Below are 18,439 nucleotides of genomic sequence, written 5' to 3' on the forward strand. Positions count from 1 at the left end.
TCACGATTTAATATATTGAAACCAATCAAACGAGGCAGGAGCTTTGGATGATTTACCATTCCCCGTCGCATACAATCCGAAAAACACACCTGTAAAGCCGCCAGCTACCTCGGTGGAGACAAGCGAGCACTCCCCTGAACCGAAAGCCTTACGTTCTCCATTCGGTAATGAGTAGAAAAAAGAGTATTGGAATGGTTCTGCATCCAAACCGAGGATAATGTCCGATCCTTCAAAATCTTCTACCAGCTCCACTTTCCATAGTGAACCAATTCGCCTGCGAAAGATTACTTGGCGACGTCCTTCAACCCCACAGGTCAGTGCTATTTCATAATGGAACCGCTCATTCATATAAACCGTAAGCCCAGCTTCTTCGCCTTCATGTAAAGGATCAAATGACATTAGCGTAGAAACGCTGCATCGAAAATGCTGCTGTCTCCGTCCGACAAACGCAGGAGAACCGATATCATTTAAGGTCAATGCTGAGCCGTGAAGCGTCAAATAGCCCGGTCTTTCTTCCAGAGACCAGTCCTCATCCTGAGGATTTCTTAAGAAATTCCACTCCAGCTGCAGCCGACTAGAATTAAAGTCATCAGTCTCAGGTACAGCCGACACATCGACTGCAAGCGGAAGCGTACCAGCATCCATTTTCTCGGCAATCTTGCCGCCATCCCCAATCACCGGCCATCCATCCTCAGTCCAGGTAACTGGAGCTAGGAAGGTCTCTCGCCCCAAATGATGGTGCCTCCCGCTAAACGGAACAGATACGGGACGGATTCCTAGGAACACGGCCCACCAGTTTCCATCCTCCAATTGAACGAGATCCGCATGGCCCGTTGCCTGGATGGAACTCCCCGTACTCCGGTGCGTCAGAATTGGATTGTCAGGATTGCTCTCAAATGGCCCGTATGGCGAATCGCTCCTTGCAATTGTAGCCATGTGACCGTACTCGGTTCCTCCCTCTGCAATCATCAAGAAATACTTCCCGTTTATGCGATACAAGTGAGGGCCCTCCGCCGATTTACCACCCGTGCCTTGCCAGATGAGACGTCGTTCAGATAACAGCTTTCCGGACTCCAGATCGATTTCCGCTTGATAAATCCCCTTCGGCTCGTCCCCGAAAAAACCGCCAGTTCCTGTAATGTAAATGCGCCCATCTTCATCAAAAAATAGGGACGGATCCACGCTTGGCCAGTCTGGCCATATCGGTTCAGACCATGGGCCCTCAGGACTTTCAGCCCATACATAGAAATTGCGAAACATTTTAACATTCGTTGTAATCATATAGAAACGGCCGTTATGAAAGCGAATAGTTGGCGCATAGATACCCATTGAGCTTCTGCACCCTTCCAGATCCAACTGGCTTTGGCGGGTGAGGCAATGTCCAATCTGCTTCCAATGAACGAGATCTCGGCTATGGAAGATTGGGACGCCAGGAAAGTATTCAAATGAACTTGTAACCAGATAAAAATCTGCACCTACCCGACAAACACTTGGGTCAGGATGAAAGCCGGGGATTACCGGGTTTGAATATTGAATCGTTGACTCCGTCATTTTGATCGCCCTTTCTTTGTTACAGCTCTATTAACATCTTAATGTCAATCAAAGTAACTCACTAACACTCTCACGACGTATCCATAACGTTTTACCGACTTCCTTTTTAGCCTAAAGTGGCAATTAAAAAACCAGGCCCATTAAAATGGAAACCTGGTCTTAACGTACCTATTTTTTGTTTGCAACCGCCCAAGCATCAAGCTGCTTTTGTTTCTCTGCAATAACCTTATCAATACCCGCGGCTTTCAGTTTAGCTCTGAAGTCAGGCAATTTATCGGCCGGATCGAGAGTTCCTGACTCTAAACCTTTTGCATACTGATCTGTTACATTTTTAAGAGCAATAACCTCATTTTTAACAGGTTCCGAATTGAATGTAAATCCAAGTGCTTTTGATTTAATCGCTTTTTGATTGGCTTCTGCAGTCAATTTCCACATATCCTGCAAGTCTGACTTCATTAGATAGGCTATGGATGGATTAGCGTAAATCCAACTTTGGATCGAATATCCAACTGTCTTGGAATCAATACCTGCAGGGTAATCGATTGAATTCTCCGACGCCTTCACATAGTGCTTCCCTTCAATCCCATAGATAAATAAATTAGCAAGATCCTTATCCGTGTACATCAGATTCATAAGCATCATGACGCGTTCTGGGTTAGTAGAATTTACGGATATAGTCCACAAACCCCCTTGCGTATTGGACGTAGTCGAATAAATAGTAGACATCAAGGGCGCATAAACGAGTTCTTTGCCATTCGCACGGATTTCCGATTCCAAATTGCCCGGTCTAAGGCCGATAAAATAAGAAAAGGCCTTGTCAGCCTTCAACAAATCAGAGGCGTTAGCTTGCGTTGTAGCAGCATCCTTGTTGATATATCCCGCTTTAGCCCAACTATGGACTTTATTCAAATAGTTTTCATACTCCTTGGTTTCGAACAAATTCACCACTTTTAAACCATTGTCATACCCAGGCAACACACCTAAGCGATCTCCCAGCTTATCATACCAAACATAAACATCCGACGGCATGGATAACCCGGCTCCAAGTGGAGCGATATTGGGCTCATTTTCTTTAATCGTCTTATACACTTGATCCAAATCATCAATCGTCTTGATGGATCCTATATTAATTTTGTACTTATCAACCAAATCCTTCCGCATTAATACCCCAGGAACCCCTGTCGTGTAATCCTTATAGACAGGCACACCATAGGTCTTCCCTTCAATTTTTACACTAGAAAGATAGGCAGGATCGATCTGTTTTTTAATACCGTCGCCATACTTATCCAACAGATTGTCAATCGCGACTAAAGTTCCAGTCGCCACACTCGAGCTGTACCCTGCACCAAATTCAAAAGACAAATCCAGTTTTTCACGGCCAGATGTCATTAAATTCTTTTGTTGAGCCCAGGCCCCGATACTAATAGGTATGATTTTGACTGTTGCGTTAATTTTGGCCTTTGTGATTTTGTTTATTTCATCTTGCACGGCTTGCGTATCCTTCGGAACTGCTCCGAATGCCGGCATCGCAATTGCGATCTCATAAGGCTCTTTGGTTGCATTACTTGTACTAGAAGCCGGAGTTGCTGTTGCACCACTATTTCCATCCGTTTTCGAAGATGAACATCCAGCAATTACGCCCGTTAACATAACTGTGACAAGCGACAATGTCGCCAACTTTAATTTCCTTTTCATCTCGTATCCCCCCCAAAGTATCAATCATTTACACCTTCATCATATCCTTCAATGAAGTGGGCGACTAACACTCTACCGACATCATAATAGCGTTTTCACGACTTATTGATCTTTGTTATTTTGACTTCGATATTCCATTGGCCCTAATCCAACGTGTTTTTTAAATAGTTTTGTAAAATAGGAGAAATTCGTATACCCCAGCGTCGATGCAATGGAACTTACAGGACGCTCCGTATGTGATAATAACTCTTTGGCGACTTTGACTTTTTCAAGAACGATATAATCAGATAAGACGAAACCCGTCTCTTTTTTAAAAATTCTCGTTAAATAATCGGGATGGAGAAAGACTTGGTCTGCAATCATTTCACGTGTCATATCCTGATCCAAATTATGTGAGATAAATGTTTTAACGATTTGGACTATTTTTTCTGTCTCTTTGATCGCTTCCGCGTGAATCATCGCTTTGTTAACAGCATGACGAGCCCAGATGAGCATATCCATGATGGACCGCCCCGCCGATTCCGAGATATGTCTAGATTCTTCATCACCAAATAATTGATTGGCTTCTATGCCTTTTAAGTTCAGAAAGGAGTAAACGACTTGGGTAAAATTTTGATTGAATTGGTGTAAAATATCAGCATTAATTACGTAGTTGTGGACGAGACTGTCCAAAATCGTTTCAACTTCATGAACGACTGCATCCTTCGTCGCTGTTTTCATTAGCGAGGCGACCACGCTGAGTGCTGGCAGCTTTGCATGAGGCTTAGAGGTGTCGTTATCATGATGAAGATAGACTTGATTCACGAAGGCAACATTATTCTGGTCTTGTCTCCTTAGCTCGCCTACCAGATCGGCCATTTCATGAGCTTCTACGGCGTTTCCAAAATAACATGAGAGATCACAGTAAAAATAATCGTTACACGAATCGATATATTCTTCACAAGCTCGGAATAGATGTTCGTACTCCCAATTCGTCCCCCTATTTGCGACCATGATCAATAAGAGCATTCCCCGATCCAAGTGAAAACATATGCCATTTGAACCTTCACCAATTATCATTTCTTCGGCTGAATTTTTAAGGGCATACGCTAGAATCTTCTCATCTCTTCGATTTAACTCTTTCTTCCACTTTTGAACTGAAATGAGAATAGGGAGAAAGACCGATTCTTCCGTTATAGGAATGTGATGCAACTCCACTTGATCTCGTATCGCGGAGGGCTGGCTAGGTATTGAATGGTTGATCAAGTCCACCCAGAACCTTTCGATAATAAAGGAATGGTGCTTGAGCCATAGTTGATGGGATTGACTGTTTCTATTGAACTCACTGTTTCGCTTTATGATGTCCTGCGCCTTTCGAATGGCATTTTCCAAATCAGTGGCACGGACAGGCTTAAGTAAATAATCAACACTACCCAGTTGAAGCGCTTCTTTCGCGTACTTAAAATCAGCATGACTTGTGAAGAAGATCGTTGCTGTATTCGGATGATGCTCTCTCACCCAAGTCAGCAAATCAAAACCACTGCCTTGGGGCATTTCGATATCACACAACAAAATATCGATCCTTTCCCTTACGAATAAGTCTTTTGCTTGTCTGACATTAATGGCTGTGTGCAGTCTGCTAATGCCTAATTTATTTAGATCAAGGTCAGATTTAACCCCTTCAATAGCCAGAACTTCGTCGTCTACAATGAGAAGATGATATTTCATCTGGTTTCCTCCAATCCTGGGTTTGTAGGGATAATTATTTCTATTTTCGCTCCAAAGGTATCTCCATCGTTATCGTATACGATAGATGTGAGTTCACCGTACAAAAGTCGTAATCTCCGTTCCACATTCCAAATCCCAGTATGCTCACCGCGTCCATTTTCCACACTTCTGCCTGCCTGCAGTTTTTCAAGTATGTCGTTCTTAAATCCTGGTCCTGTATCTCTTATGCTTATTTTCATTCTGGAGCCGTGCTCTTCAATCAGAAATTCAATCTGAACCTCAATCGTGAGCGGCTCATCCAACGTAACGGCATGCTTAATTGAATTCTCAACAAAGGATTGAATGACGAGTGGAGGGATCGGGACATCTAATAAGTAATCTGGTGAGTGGATCGTCCATTTCAATTTTTCCGGAAAGCGTAAGTTCTGGATTTTTAAATAATTACGCGTATGTTCAAGCTCGTCTTTAAGCGGTACGAAAGACGTATTGCTCCGGAACATAAATCGGAAATATTCGATTAGAGACATGGTCATATCCAAGATCAAATCATAATTCTTAATTTTAGCCAGATTATAAATAATATTAAGAGTATTCAAAAAGAAATGAGGATTAACTTGCAGCTGAAGCCGCTGTAATTCCTCCTTTTGCTTATTTAATTGCTCCTCATAGACGTTAATGCGGAGCCGCTCAACCTCGGACATCATGGCATTAAAAGCCCCACCCATTATTTGAAATTCCCCCGAAGTATTGCTAAGCTCTACCCTGCTGCTCCAGTCTCCTTCTCGAACTTTTTTCATTGTGCGCAGTAATCGATAAAGTGGCACCAGAACAGATTGCCTCATGGCATACAAACCTATTGGAATAAAGAGAAATGCAGCGATCGTGATAAACCACACAATGGACTGCAGATAGGGAAGCTTAGCTAATATATAATGATCGGGTATCAATACATTTAAACTGAAATCCCCTCGATTAGACAGTGCACCAACTACAAGAAATTTCTTTTTCGTACCTGAAATATAATATTCGTTTACTTTCTGTTGAAGTTCAATCCCATATTCACTTACAAGTTTTGAATTAGAAATAGGTTCGCCTTGTGTATTAGCTAATAAAACCTCTCCATCTTCTCCAATTTGCAGCGAACGAAGGGGGTTTACCAATTCCTCCGTATTAATCAAAGCTCCAAGGTAAGTGTCCCCAGCACGCACAATATCAACTAGGTAATTAACTTGGTTAATTTGCACATATTTCCATACCTTAGAGGAACTCCCCTTCGCAAATAACTCAGAATGCATATAGTCAATCAGATATTTTTCAATAATGTCATTCCCCTTAATATCTGAAGCATTCTTCTTAGAAATAGTTAAGAAATCTTGTCGATGATCCGTATAGGCAAAAAATGAAGTAATCGGGTCGTACAAGTTAATATCTTTACTTAACTTGTTAAACAAATATATTTTAGCACTGTAATACTCTCCATCAGCTACCTCTTGGCTAAGCGATAACAAATCGTATCCTGTACCGGCAACCGTACGCATATACGAATCGATGTCGTCTAAATGAGAGTCACTCTGGTCCGTATACAGGTTCAACGTATTCTTATAAGAATCCGCAACCTGCCCCCTAACGACATGAATAGCATAGTAGTTGTTGTATAAGAGCATCCCCACCAGCGGCATCGTCATTATGAACACGCTGACGATTAACTTAACTCTCAAAGAAGCTCGTCTCCAGTACCATGCGGGTGTATTCATGTCGTTTCGGCTCCCTTTGTTACTCAAATTTAAATACCAGATCTATCATACTCTTATAAGAACTGGCAACGCCACAACCATAATAAGTCAGTTGTGGCGCCATCGCATATAGTAGAATCCAACCGGTGCTTTATCCTTTTACAGCACCAATCATAATTCCTTTGATAAAGTATTTTTGGAAAAATGGGTACGCCACCAAGATAGGAAGGACCCCAATGACGGCAATGGCCATTTTCACAGCATCTGTAGGCATTTGTTGCATAGCATCACTTGCATTATTCGTCATATTCGTGCTTATGAATTGGATATCCTGCATGATTCGATTCAGCAGATTTTGTACACTGTATAGTTTAGGATCGGTAATGTAGATCATGCCTAGCTGCCAATCATTCCAGTACATGATACATTCGAAGAGTCCAATCGTTGCCAATATAGGGCCCGAGAGCGGAAGCACGATGGACCATAAGGTCCTATACTCGCCTGCTCCGTCTATTTGTGCGGATTCGATCAAAGCACTAGGAATCGTCGTCTGGAAGAAGGTTCTCATCAACATCACGTAAAATCCGTTCATCAGAAGCCCCGGTACAATTAATGCCCAGATTGTATTTTTAATATGAAAGATCTGTGTATAAACCAAGTAGGAGGGAACCAGTCCTCCATGAAACAACATGGTAAAGAAGACGATAAACATAATCAAATTGCGATAAGGCGTAACACTTCTGGATAACGGATAAGCCAAAAGAGCTGTCATGGATACCCCTAAAACAGTTCCGACTATCGTAACGAAGACTGTCACTCCGTAAGCCCGAGCGATCTCTCCCCCTCTTTCGTATAAATACACATACGCAGCCGTACTAAACGTATGAGGGATGAACGAATAACCATACGCGATAATATCATTCTGATCCGTTAACGAAGCTGATATGAGCAGTATGAACGGGAGAATACAAATGACGGTGAACAAAAACATCGTGATATGGCTGAACCATGTCAAGCCTCTGCTCTCTTTTTTCATGGGTGTCTACCTCCTTAAAGTTTTCTGCGTTACTTCCTGATTATGCATCTTGACGAGCAGAAAACTCGCTTCGGAAGCATCCGCTTAGAACAATGCGCTATCTTTGCTGTATAGTCGCACCATATAGTTTGCAAGCATAACAAGTAAAAATCCAACGAGAGATTGATACACTCCTGCGGCTGTGGACAAGCCAATATCCCCGTTGCCCGTTAAACCTTTAAATACATACGTATCGATCGTGGCTGTTGTATTAAATAATGCACCCGAATTCATTGGAACCTGATAAAATAAACCGAAATCAGAGTAAAAAATTCTTCCGATACTGAGCAGTGTCAACATGATAATGACTGGTGTTAGAATCGGCAAGGTAATATGACGTATCTGCTGCAATCGGCTTGCACCGTCGAGTCTAGCAGCTTCATAATACTCTTCATCAATTCCCATCAATGCTGCAAAGAAAACAATGCTCGAATAGCCAACACTTTTCCAGAAGTGAACCAACGTTAAAATCCAAGGCCAATACTTTTCCTCGGTATACCAAGAAATGCCATCTTTTATTCCGAACCATGGAAGTACGGTGTGATTCATGAATCCCGTATCTGCACTTAAGAGGGCATATACCAAATAGCTGACGATTACCATGGAAATTAGATGCGGCAGAGTGATCACACTCTGATAAAACTTAAGCAATACTTTATTTTTGATCTCGTTCAACAAGATCGCACAGGCTAAGGACAAGAAAGTTCCAACAACAATAAACAATAAATTGTAGAGAATCGTGTTTCGGGTAATAATATAAGCGTCCGATGTCTTAAAGAGATATTCAAAGTTTTTAAATCCAATCCAGTCACTCTCTAAAATGCCCTTAGCAAAATTTATTTTTTTGAAGGCAATGACGATCCCGAGCATCGGGATATAATTATTGAACAACAGGTACAGAAGTCCAGGGGCCATCATAATTAGAAGTGGCAGGTATTTACGGAAACGGTTTTCTTTTTTCTTGTACGGGATACCCGCCCGTAGTACAGTTGCTGATGCTTTTTCCATCTTAGAAACCCTTCCTTTCTGTTTATTATTTCTCTAATGTCTTACCTTGATTTTAAGGGATACGATCTCGTCCATCTAACAATCTAACGACCACATAGTAACGTTTTAACGACTTTCGCTTCTTCGAAAAAAAAGACTGATCGGGAAAATCCCGTTCAGCCGTTCATTTGCTTTAATACGACGTCCAACCACCGTCAGCCGTTATGACAGTCCCATTCACAAACTTTGAATCCTCAGATGCAAGGAATAGAGCAACGGTAGCAATCTCACTAGGATCTACAGGTTCGCGCCGTTGAGTACCCGCTCCATTTTGGAACTCCTGCAAAGCTGCCATGTCCATATTGCCCATTGAATTCATGATAGAGGTTAGAACACCTCCTGGTGCAATAGCATTACAGCGAATGCCGGATTTCGCGTACATATAACCAACATTTTTGGTAAGCCCCACTAGTCCATGCTTAGAGGATGTATAAGCAACTCCACCTTTGCCCCCAGTTATTCCAGCGGCGGACGCAATATTTACAATGACACCCTCTCCCTGTTTCAACATGAACGGAAGAGCTCTACGAATGGCGCGCATTGGACCTGTCAAATTAATCCCTATTACTCGGTCCCACAAATCGTCTTCGATTGTTTCGATTAATCTGAAGCCATCCATGATTCCTGCGTTGTTCACGAGAATGTCGACTCTTCCGAATGCTTCGGCAGCCCTTTCCACCATAGCCTGGATGTCTTCTTCCTTCATGACATTAGCGACAACGCCTATAGCTGTACCGCCATTTTGGTTAATCGCGTTAACAACTGCTAAGGTGGCTTCTTCATTCATATCCGCTACCACGACCTTGGCGCCTTCCTCCGCATACAGTTCTGCAATCGCTTTGCCAACACCTGAGGCTGCTCCTGTTACAATCGCTACTTTATTTTGTAGTTTCATTCCCATATCCCCTTCCTCCTCTCTTTAGATCGCGTTTTCTTTAGCAATTTTCCCAAGATGGATACCACTTGGCTTAGTGGTACGCTCCTGCGTGTTACGGTCCACTTCAATTAATCCGAAAGTCTTGGAGAACCCAAGCTGCCACTCAAAATTATCCATCAAGGACCAATGCATATAGCCCAAAACTTGGAATCCGTCCGTAATACAATCTTGAACACCTTTCAGGGCCTGATTAATAAAAGCAATACGCCGGGTATCATCATCCGTTGCTATCCCATTTTCAGTAATCATAATCGGCATTTTCAAATGTTCGCTAACATAACGGACAACTGCCCCAAGTGCCTCCGGGTAAAATTCGTTCCCCATTTGTGTCGTCTCTGCATCATCAGGCACGGGGAGAAGGCCATCTGGTCCATACACAGCGCGCGTATAGTTTTGTAACCCAAAGAAGTCATCCTCATTCAGGTATGGAACAAATTGAACAAATTCCTCTTGCCATGCATCTCTCGCATTTTCTTCACCGCCAGGAACACTTTGGATGTCGTAGAGTGACAAGGTAACTCCTACTTTGGTTTGCGGACTAATCTGCCGAATAGCTGCTCTTGCTTCCACATGCGCTTGAAAAATAACTGCCAAGCCTTCCTCCGAACGTGGAGCTAAAAACGAGTGAACTTCGGTAGGAGGTACTCCAAATGCTTTACTTAACCCCATGAAGTATTTTTGCATCTGAGCCGCCATATTCTCCATGTTCATGCCGACTTGTGCACCAGGAGAACCAGACTTCATTGCGTATCGCTTCATAATCTTCTTAATCCCGATGGAGATATTCGCCTCATTAATTGTACATACATAGGGGATCAACTCGCCTAATTCACGCATGACATGTGTGCAATATCGTGCAAAACGGGCAGGTGTATCCGCCGATTCCCAACCCCCTAGCCGAATGAGCCATTGTGGTGAGCTAAAATGGTGTAAAGTCACAATCGGAGTTATCTTATTTTCTTTGCACGCAAGTAAAACTTCCCGATAATGTTCAATTTCTGACGATTCGAATTGCCCCTCCTCTGGCTCGATTCGAGCCCATTCAATGGAGAATCTATAGGAATTCAATCCCAAGTTAGCCATTTCAGTAATATCACTCTTAAAACGGTTATAGTGGTCTACCGCACTGCCTGATGGTTCCTTGAACACCGAGCCCTCCAAGTTTTCCATCAACCAAAAATCAGAATTCGTATTATTGCCTTCTACCTGATGTGCTGCAGTGGATGCACCCCATAAAAAGCCTTCTGGAAAATGTGCCATGTTTGCTCCTCCTCAACTTCGATTAATTGCTGCAATCTCATTTTATAAGGATCCTATAGTGGCAACTAACAATCCAACGACTCTTCACTAACGTTTTGACGACTTTCTAAAAACGAAAAAAAGAGACCTGAACCCTTGGCCCCTACAATAAAAAAGAACTTATTTAAAATTGTCGTTCCAGTACCATAATGTAGTCGTTAAAACGTTAGTGAAGAAACATTGATTGACGTAAAGTTAAACTGAAAAGTCATACTGTGAAACCCGAATTACTAAATCTATTTGAATTTTAGGAGGATTTGATTCATGACAGACTTCACTAGTGTACAAAACAAAGTTGCCATTGTTACTGGCGCTTCAGATGGCCTTGGTAAGGCAATTGCAAAGTGCTATGCAGAAAATGGGATGAAGGTCATTGTATCTGATATTAATACCGAAAAGGGTTCTAAGGTAGTAGAAGAAATTAAAGCGACAGGTGGAGAGGCATCTTTCTTTCGAACGGATGTCAGCCAAGAGGAAGATGTAAAAGCAATGGTCGACTTTGCTATTGAAACCTATGGCCGTCTAGACGGTATTGTAAATAACGCCGGAATTAGCGCTGAGAGTAGGCCGACTCATGAGTATTCAGTATCTGAGTTTGATAGGTTAACATCTATTGACCTAAAGGGTGTCTTCCTGGGAATGAAGTTTGGAATCGAAGCGATCCTCAAGTCGAAATCATCTTCAGGATTCGTAGTTAATGTTGCATCTTTAGCTGGTATATTAGGCAATAGTTCCATGGCTATTTATACTTCGGCCAAGCATGGCGTTGTAGGTCTTACAAAAAGTGCCGCACTTGATTATGCACCATACAACATTACAGTCAATGCGATATGTCCGGGGACCATCAAGACTTCCATTTGGGGGAATGCACCCGAAGAAGTTATTCAACAATATGCAAAGTTATTGTCTCCGAATGGAAGATTAGGAGATCCTAAAGAAGTGGCACATTTAGCCTTATTTTTAGCCTCGGATTTGGCTCGTTACATTAGTGGTTCAGCCATCACTGTCGATGCTGGCTCAAGCGCTGGTAAGCTTACTCCCACTCAATGGGCTCATCCCGAAATATTGGAATAAATGCACTATTTATAATAATTAATGATTATCTCAGTATTTTAAAGGATGGGATAGAAATGAATAAAGAAGCAACTCGAATAGATCCCCGCAAACTCCGTACACGTCAATTGCTTAGGGATGCCTATGTTGATTTGCTTCAAGAAATGGATCCTGAGAAAATAACCGTAAATCGCCTTGCAGAGCGCGCCAATATCAACCGTGTTACCTTTTACCTGCACTATTTGGATATTTCTGATATGGTGGACAAGATCTCGGAAGAAATGATCAGCGACATTTATGAGATTCTTCGTGACAAGACATCAACAAGTTCGACTCCCGTAGAAGACAGAGATTTACCTTTGGTGGAGCTTCTTGATCATATTGCTGAAAACGCAATATTTTACAAAGCCACTCTCGCTACTAACCGTATTCCGATCTTTACAGAACGGCTGTTGAATTTGCTGTCAGAATTGATTATTAAAAAGATGGAAAATACACAGAGTCATCCCTGTTCTTCAACGGGAAATATTCAAAAGGACATCGCCATATGGTATGGTTCATCAGCCTTAATTGGTGTAATCGTTGCTTGGCTTCGAAATGATATGCCATATATGCCGAGTTTTCTTGCTAAACAATTTTCTTTACTGACATTATCACGATAAAAAACCGCCTCGCTGTAATTTTGATATGTCCATCAACCCATGTAAATTAAGTTTTTCAGATTTTATTCAACTAAATTTCCGCAAGCTTCTTCATCGCAAGGTAAGAAAAACAAAAAAACCTTACTGCAGGAGGTATCTAAGCTCATGAGCTCAAATACTCTCCGCCGTAAGGCGATGATTTCTATTATGCTGTTGCTTCGACTTCTTCATGCACGGTTTTGATTTGAATCATAACCGTATTCGCATCCGTCAACACTTCAATGCCATCCTTGAAGATCAGGTCAGAAACGAGAAGCTTGTCGCCAGTATCAAGGCCACTGATATCCACTTCCATGGAAGTAGGCAAATCACCAGGCATACAACGCACTTCTACTTCATAGATTTCAATCTGCAGAACCCCACCGGATTTAACTCCGATTGCCTCTCCAGAAAACTGGATAGTAACTTTGCTATCCATCATTTCAGTCATGTTCACATGATGAAAGTCAATATGCAGCAGATTACCCGACATCGCATCCTTTTGAACGCTCTGAACAATGACCGGAATCACTTTCTCATCGGATGTATTTCCTTGCAGGATAGCTCGTGGATGTTTCTTCAAAATATCCAGCATTTCTTTTTCATTTACTTCTACAGACAAAGTATCTTTACCAATCCCATACAACACAGCCGGGATGCGTCCCTGTTTTCTTGCTTGGTTCATGTGGGACTTTGTTTCACCAGTGCGCTTGTTCAATTGAATAAATTTACTCATTTGTTTGTTTCCTGCTCTCTTTGACCATAAATTCTTGTCAAAATGATTATAACATGACCATAAAATCTAGTCAAACTTTGATGAAAATCCACTCGTTCCTATTCATACTCCATAAATGGATCAGGGATCTCTATCTGATAAGCTTCTGCATCGCTAACACCAACAGAAAGGACTGCGCGGCCATTGCCAGACCGTATAAGCCCACCACTAAAAATTACATCCTCTAAATCTGGCCGTTTGCCAGGACCTCTTGGAAAATCACTTCTTGTCGCTATAATTTTCATTGGTGTTTTCTCACAGGTCTCAGGGTTTATCGCAAAGACCATGGAATAATAATGCTTGTTTCCTATGGTATCGAAGCAGGCTATATGTCCCAGAACGCCCACATGACCATTCCCCAGTAAATGAGCTTCATTCGCACCACCCCATTCTTCGGAGACGAATTGCTCTCTAAGAATTTCTGCATGGACGAAGGTTTGCTCATTGAGCTCCTCCAGCGAGTTGATGATTGTAAATCCAATTTGACCTCTTCCGCCTCTTTCTCCTTGCGGTCTAGTAAATACACCTATTCTACCGCCCTTAAGCTCAATGAGTCGAATATCCTTCATCGTACCGGGCCCTGATGAGAAGTGACATAATGTATCTATGTGAAATCCGCGATAAAATTGAGTAACCCACGACACAATCTTACTTGGATTATCGACAGCTGTAATGACTTCAACTCCCCCAACGATTAGTTCACCTTTGATGATGGTCATACATGGATCCTGCAAATTATACGTGTGTGTATGTATTCGGGGACTCCAAATTTGATTCGTGCATGTAAAAAAGAAGACTTGAGAGAACTCACTATCCCGTTCCTCAACTCTTCCTAGTATGACTTCCTCCCCGTCGTACTGAAACGGGGCAGTTATATTGTATACATCGCGATTTCCAACCCCTGAGAACACTAGTTTCTGTACTTTTGTTTCTCGAGGGCTTGCATAAAACGTTTCCAGAAGCTGTTTACAGCTCTCCGTTTTAATCGATTTCTTTGTCATTGACGTCCTCCTGATAATCCATCGAAGCATCTATCGTCCAATCACTTTCTTCATCCATTTCGATGCCAATGAGCTGCCCAGGCTGGACATTAAAATACAGACAAAGCTTTAGCAATAAATCCCTAGGATACTGTACCATCTCATCCTTATACATACGACGAACGGAGTCAAAGTGGTAGTTAATCTCTTTAGCGAGTCTACGTATCGATAATTTAGGATCGTGATTTTCCATGACTTCTTTTAATTTACTGCGTATGACTGACACACATACACCCCCTCAATAAATATATAGGGTATGTCATGGAGAGTCAATAAATTGACAAGAAAAAATGGTCATGTTATAGTGAGAACAGGAAATAATTTTGAATTTTCTGAAAACAACATACTCCTTCTCCCAAAAAGAATTAAAGATCTATCTTTAGATTCTTTTTTTTGTGTTCCAAAAATCGTGATTCAACATGGAGGCCTCTTATATGAAGTTTACAAGCAGCAATCGCAATATCGTTTTTCTAGGTACTAGCCTACCGAGAGAATGCGGCATAGCTACATTCACACAAGATTTATTAGATGAACTCCAGCACATCAAAGGCTTTAACAAGCCTCGTATTATTGCAATCAATAACAACGAAACTTATAACTATCAAGAGCAAGTGATGAGGGAAATTAGCCAACATAAGCTAACAGATTATATAGAAACGGCCGATTATCTTAACTCGTCAGACGTTGATCTTCTTGTTATTCAGCATGAATTCGGTATTTATGGTGGAGAAAGCGGTGAATATTTGATTCCATTCGTCGAGAGACTGACTATACCGTTTGTCGTCATTTTTCATACCATATTAACGAAACCTTCCACCAAGCAGCGTCGCATCATGAATCGAGTTGCAGAGCTAAGTGTTACCGTTGTCACGATGGCGCAGTCTACGGTAACTGATTTGATCTCCATTTATGGCGTTGATGCCGCCAAAATTGCTTTCATTCACCATGGCGTCCCCCATGTCCAAACCGGATCAAGATCAGAGCTTAAGGAGCAGTATGGCTTTGCAGATCGGAAAATTTTATCCACCTTTGGTTTTTTAAGCCCTGGCAAAGGCATTGAGTATAGCATTGAAGCCATGCGGGGAGTGGTTAAACAGCATCCGGATTCTCTCTATATAGTTTGGGGGAAAACACATCCGGTCGTTAAACAAGAAACAGGCGAGGTATACAGACAAAAACTGATGAATCTTGTTGAAGAATTTGATTTAACGCATAACGTTCGCTTCGTCGACAAGCTTCTAACACAGGATGAAGTCATTCAATCCCTGGTCATGTCAGACATTTATATGACGCCTTATTTAGGAAAGGATCAAGCTGTTAGCGGCACATTGGCGTACGGAGTTGGCTATGGCCGGGTTATTGTCTCCACACCGTATCGATACGCCGAAGAAATGCTGGCGGATGGCAGGGGCTTATTGGCAAACTTTCGCGATTCGGCCTCTTTGGAAGCTTGCATCCTTCAATTATTGAATGACCCTTCAAAAATAACTGAAATGGAAGATCGTACACTTGAACTCGGAAGAACCATGTTGTGGAACGAAATTGCCAAAACCTATGCCGCCATCTTCCAAGAAAAAATAATTGATTCCAAATCAACTAAAGTAAAACACTTAGGAGTGATTTAATGCAAGTACAAACGATACTGCATTTTAAGGCTGATTACCTGCGAAGGATAACAGATGATACGGGCATTTTTCAACATACCAAGTTTGGAGTACCCGACCGTTCCAAAGGTTATACGACCGACGATAACGCACGGGCTTTAATCGCAGCCCTTTTATTGTATAGCAGCCAAAAAGATGCCAGTACATTAGATCTCATTCATACTTACGTATCCTTCATTCACCATGCACAGAATACAGATGGAAATTTTAGAAACTTCATGAATTATAACCGCTCATTCATCGAGGATAGCGGTTCCGAGGATTGTCAAGGACGCACACTATGGGCATTAGGATTCGCCCTCACCCATTCCTCCCTGCTGCCAGATAATGTACTTAATACATGTCGTTATTTAATCAATCAGGCATTACCACTTATTGAAAACCTAGGATCTCCTCGTGCGGGAGCCTATGCGATAATCGGTCTAAGTTATTTAATAGAAATCTCTAATGCTTTAACTTACTCCTTCCCCTATCTCCACACGCCAAATACCGCAGAGGAAAAGGCCTTTCTACCAAGAGCATTCATCATCAATTTGATCGAAAAAATAGCGGCCCGACTGCACAATCAATATGTACGTAATAAGGGAAACGGTTGGAATTGGTTTGAAGACAGCCTTACTTACGGAAACTCCATGCTCCCATGGGCACTTTTAAAAGCATCACATATCTCCAATAACATTAGTTTCAAGGAAACCGCTAAAGAAAGTCTGGATTTTCTAGTATCCAAAACCTTTGCTAAAGAAGGATATTATAAACCGATTGGCAGCCATGGCTGGCAGTTGCGTGATGAAAAAGCTACCCTCTACGATGAACAGCCCATTGAAGCTTGTGAAATGCTTCTTGCGTGTAAAGAAGCCGCGATCGTGCTCCAAGACCCAGCTTATCTGAAGATAGCTGCCTTATGCTATGAGTGGTATTTAGGCCATAATTCATTACAAACCTCTCTCATAGATCCTCAAACAGGAGCTTGTTATGATGGCATCCATGCCACTGGACTGAACCTTAATCAAGGCTCTGAGAGCATCATTTCCTTCTCCATTGCCCATTTGGTGATGCATCATGAATAAATTTGCTACCATCCTTGCAGGCGGGGGCGGAACCCGCTTCTGGCCACTGTCTAGACAAGAGATTCCAAAGCAGCTTCTAAATATTAGCGGGAATGATATTATGCTAAACGATACGATCGAACGATTCAAAGGCATTATCCCTCAGGAAAATACCGTTATTGTTACGAATCGTTCTCAAGCGGTTTTGATGGAGAGCATCATGCATAGCAGTGTTTCGAAAAGCAATATTTTGATCGAGCCCGTTGCCAGAAACACAGCTGCAAGCATACTTTTCGCGGCATTATCTATAGAAAAATCACACGGAGATTCCTTAATGGTCGTATTGCCTTCCGATCATTATATAACCGATGAAGAACAATTTCGGCTTACGTTAGACGAAGCCTGTACGGTCGCAATGGAGACGGATAAAATCGTTACCATCGGAATTAAGCCTACATTTCCATCGACCGGGTACGGTTATATCGCCTTTGATAAAGAACCTATTAGTTCAAATCCTGTGGCTGTATACGAAGTATCTGAATTTGTAGAAAAACCGAACTTCCAGAAAGCCCAGGGCTATCTGTCATCCGGTAATTATTTATGGAATAGCGGTATTTTCATTTGGAAAACTTCCGTCATTATAGATAATTTCAAGCGTTACCTGCCACGGCTTTATAAGACAATGCTTCCAATCAGCGATTATCTAGGCACGGATCAAGCAGATGAAATCATTAATAACATCTATCCAACACTTCAAAATATTTCGATTGATTACGGGATCCTTGAGCGCTCCGATGAAGTCGTTGTCCTATCTGGCCAATTTGGCTGGAATGATATAGGCAGTTGGGATGCGCTCGGTTCTATCTTCCCTCCAGATCCATCGGGAAACATTATTAAAGCTAACCATATGGGGATAGATACACGAAATTCAATCATATACGGAAATGGAAGACTAATCACGACAATTGGCATAGACGGCTTCATTATTGCCGATACTGGGGATGCACTGTTAATATGTCCCAAAGACAAAGCGCAATCGGTTAAAGATATCGTCGACCTACTGAAGGAAAAAGGAATGACGGAGTATATTTAATTCTGTCATCGTCGAGAAGCAAAAAAATCATACAATGGATGAGG

General features: G+C 42.0%; 16 protein-coding genes. 5 read left to right on the forward strand and 11 right to left on the reverse strand.

Annotated elements, in window-relative coordinates:
- The 8 genes from ASL11_RS17375 to ASL11_RS17410 form a co-directional block, all read right to left on the reverse strand.
- Complete coding sequence (locus ASL11_RS17375) at positions 1 to 1,551, reverse strand: glycoside hydrolase family 43 protein (RefSeq protein ID WP_082595565.1); 1,551 nt, start codon at positions 1,549 to 1,551, stop codon at positions 1 to 3.
- Positions 1,552 to 1,719: 168 nt separating this feature from the next.
- The gene (locus ASL11_RS17380; protein WP_056617229.1) at positions 1,720 to 3,246 is read right to left on the reverse strand and encodes an ABC transporter substrate-binding protein; all 1,527 of its coding nucleotides are present in this window, start codon (positions 3,244 to 3,246) and stop codon (positions 1,720 to 1,722) included.
- Between the two features lie 102 nt (positions 3,247 to 3,348).
- On the reverse strand, positions 3,349 to 4,953 hold the full coding sequence (locus ASL11_RS17385; RefSeq protein ID WP_056617232.1) for a response regulator transcription factor: 1,605 nt from the start codon (positions 4,951 to 4,953) through the stop codon (positions 3,349 to 3,351).
- Entirely contained in the window at positions 4,950 to 6,707 is a 1,758-nt protein-coding gene (locus ASL11_RS17390; RefSeq protein ID WP_063795611.1) for a sensor histidine kinase, read from the reverse strand. Before ASL11_RS17390 ends, ASL11_RS17385 begins: the two co-directional genes overlap by 4 nt.
- A 130-nt stretch (positions 6,708 to 6,837) precedes the next feature.
- A complete protein-coding gene (locus tag ASL11_RS17395) occupies positions 6,838 to 7,722 on the reverse strand; it encodes a carbohydrate ABC transporter permease (RefSeq protein ID WP_056617237.1) in 885 nt (294 codons plus the stop codon).
- Between the two features lie 84 nt (positions 7,723 to 7,806).
- Entirely contained in the window at positions 7,807 to 8,769 is a 963-nt protein-coding gene (locus ASL11_RS17400) for an ABC transporter permease (RefSeq protein ID WP_056617240.1), read from the reverse strand.
- A 172-nt stretch (positions 8,770 to 8,941) separates the two neighbouring features.
- Positions 8,942 to 9,703 (reverse strand): glucose 1-dehydrogenase, encoded by a 762-nt coding sequence (locus ASL11_RS17405; RefSeq protein ID WP_056617389.1) that lies wholly within the window; start codon positions 9,701 to 9,703, stop codon positions 8,942 to 8,944.
- A gap of 24 nt (positions 9,704 to 9,727) precedes the next feature.
- Positions 9,728 to 11,005: a glycoside hydrolase family 1 protein gene (locus ASL11_RS17410; protein WP_056617242.1), complete on the reverse strand. Its 1,278-nt coding sequence runs from the start codon at positions 11,003 to 11,005 to the stop codon at positions 9,728 to 9,730.
- Between the two features lie 303 nt (positions 11,006 to 11,308).
- Between ASL11_RS17410 and ASL11_RS17415 the strand changes: the two genes are divergently transcribed.
- Together ASL11_RS17415 and ASL11_RS17420 are read left to right on the forward strand one after the other, a co-directional pair.
- On the forward strand, positions 11,309 to 12,118 hold the full coding sequence (locus ASL11_RS17415) for an SDR family NAD(P)-dependent oxidoreductase (protein ID WP_056617246.1): 810 nt from the start codon (positions 11,309 to 11,311) through the stop codon (positions 12,116 to 12,118).
- Between the two features lie 56 nt (positions 12,119 to 12,174).
- Positions 12,175 to 12,759 carry a TetR/AcrR family transcriptional regulator gene (locus tag ASL11_RS17420; protein ID WP_056617249.1) on the forward strand — a complete coding sequence of 195 codons (585 nt, stop codon included), beginning with the start codon at positions 12,175 to 12,177 and terminating at the stop codon, positions 12,757 to 12,759.
- 184 nt (positions 12,760 to 12,943) lie between these two features.
- On the opposite strand, the gene ASL11_RS17425 is transcribed toward ASL11_RS17420, so the two are convergent.
- The 3 genes from ASL11_RS17425 to ASL11_RS17435 all read right to left on the reverse strand — a co-directional run bounded on the left by ASL11_RS17425 (position 12,944) and on the right by ASL11_RS17435 (position 14,818).
- The gene (locus ASL11_RS17425) at positions 12,944 to 13,513 is read right to left on the reverse strand and encodes a 50S ribosomal protein L25 (protein WP_056617252.1); all 570 of its coding nucleotides are present in this window, start codon (positions 13,511 to 13,513) and stop codon (positions 12,944 to 12,946) included.
- A gap of 98 nt (positions 13,514 to 13,611) precedes the next feature.
- Positions 13,612 to 14,553 carry a DUF1861 family protein gene (locus ASL11_RS17430; RefSeq protein ID WP_056617255.1) on the reverse strand — a complete coding sequence of 314 codons (942 nt, stop codon included), beginning with the start codon at positions 14,551 to 14,553 and terminating at the stop codon, positions 13,612 to 13,614.
- Entirely contained in the window at positions 14,534 to 14,818 is a 285-nt protein-coding gene (locus tag ASL11_RS17435; protein WP_235550500.1) for a helix-turn-helix domain-containing protein, read from the reverse strand. Before ASL11_RS17435 ends, ASL11_RS17430 begins: the two co-directional genes overlap by 20 nt.
- A 208-nt stretch (positions 14,819 to 15,026) precedes the next feature.
- On the opposite strand from ASL11_RS17435, the gene ASL11_RS17440 reads away from it, so the two are divergent.
- From ASL11_RS17440 to ASL11_RS17450, 3 genes are read left to right on the forward strand one after another with little or no spacing between them, the layout of a single operon-like run.
- A complete protein-coding gene (locus ASL11_RS17440) occupies positions 15,027 to 16,217 on the forward strand; it encodes a glycosyltransferase family 4 protein (RefSeq protein ID WP_056617258.1) in 1,191 nt (396 codons plus the stop codon).
- Positions 16,217 to 17,323: a hypothetical protein gene (locus tag ASL11_RS17445; RefSeq protein ID WP_056617262.1), complete on the forward strand. Its 1,107-nt coding sequence runs from the start codon at positions 16,217 to 16,219 to the stop codon at positions 17,321 to 17,323. Before ASL11_RS17440 ends, ASL11_RS17445 begins: the two co-directional genes overlap by 1 nt.
- The gene (locus ASL11_RS17450; protein ID WP_056617265.1) at positions 17,316 to 18,395 is read left to right on the forward strand and encodes a mannose-1-phosphate guanylyltransferase; all 1,080 of its coding nucleotides are present in this window, start codon (positions 17,316 to 17,318) and stop codon (positions 18,393 to 18,395) included. The genes ASL11_RS17445 and ASL11_RS17450 overlap by 8 nt, the downstream gene beginning before the upstream one ends.
- Positions 18,396 to 18,439 lie beyond the last annotated feature (44 nt).

Source organism: Paenibacillus sp. Soil750, assembly GCF_001428045.1.
In the GTDB taxonomy this organism is placed as follows: Bacteria; Bacillota; Bacilli; order Paenibacillales; family NBRC-103111; genus Paenibacillus_E; species Paenibacillus_E allorhizoplanae.

Excerpts from the sequence above, each read along its gene's own strand:
- ASL11_RS17375 (WP_082595565.1), bottom strand. The coding sequence starts at position 1,551 with ATGACGGAGTCAACGATTCAATATTCAAACCCGGTAATCCCCGGCTTT.
- ASL11_RS17380 (WP_056617229.1), bottom strand. The coding sequence starts at position 3,246 with ATGAAAAGGAAATTAAAGTTGGCGACATTGTCGCTTGTCACAGTTATG.
- ASL11_RS17385 (WP_056617232.1), bottom strand. The coding sequence starts at position 4,953 with ATGAAATATCATCTTCTCATTGTAGACGACGAAGTTCTGGCTATTGAA.
- ASL11_RS17390 (WP_063795611.1), bottom strand. The coding sequence starts at position 6,707 with ATGAATACACCCGCATGGTACTGGAGACGAGCTTCTTTGAGAGTTAAG.
- ASL11_RS17395 (WP_056617237.1), bottom strand. The coding sequence starts at position 7,722 with ATGAAAAAAGAGAGCAGAGGCTTGACATGGTTCAGCCATATCACGATG.
- ASL11_RS17400 (WP_056617240.1), bottom strand. The coding sequence starts at position 8,769 with ATGGAAAAAGCATCAGCAACTGTACTACGGGCGGGTATCCCGTACAAG.
- ASL11_RS17405 (WP_056617389.1), bottom strand. The coding sequence starts at position 9,703 with ATGAAACTACAAAATAAAGTAGCGATTGTAACAGGAGCAGCCTCAGGT.
- ASL11_RS17410 (WP_056617242.1), bottom strand. The coding sequence starts at position 11,005 with ATGGCACATTTTCCAGAAGGCTTTTTATGGGGTGCATCCACTGCAGCA.
- ASL11_RS17415 (WP_056617246.1), top strand. The coding sequence starts at position 11,309 with ATGACAGACTTCACTAGTGTACAAAACAAAGTTGCCATTGTTACTGGC.
- ASL11_RS17420 (WP_056617249.1), top strand. The coding sequence starts at position 12,175 with ATGAATAAAGAAGCAACTCGAATAGATCCCCGCAAACTCCGTACACGT.
- ASL11_RS17425 (WP_056617252.1), bottom strand. The coding sequence starts at position 13,513 with ATGAGTAAATTTATTCAATTGAACAAGCGCACTGGTGAAACAAAGTCC.
- ASL11_RS17430 (WP_056617255.1), bottom strand. The coding sequence starts at position 14,553 with ATGACAAAGAAATCGATTAAAACGGAGAGCTGTAAACAGCTTCTGGAA.
- ASL11_RS17440 (WP_056617258.1), top strand. The coding sequence starts at position 15,027 with ATGAAGTTTACAAGCAGCAATCGCAATATCGTTTTTCTAGGTACTAGC.
- ASL11_RS17445 (WP_056617262.1), top strand. The coding sequence starts at position 16,217 with ATGCAAGTACAAACGATACTGCATTTTAAGGCTGATTACCTGCGAAGG.
- ASL11_RS17450 (WP_056617265.1), top strand. The coding sequence starts at position 17,316 with ATGAATAAATTTGCTACCATCCTTGCAGGCGGGGGCGGAACCCGCTTC.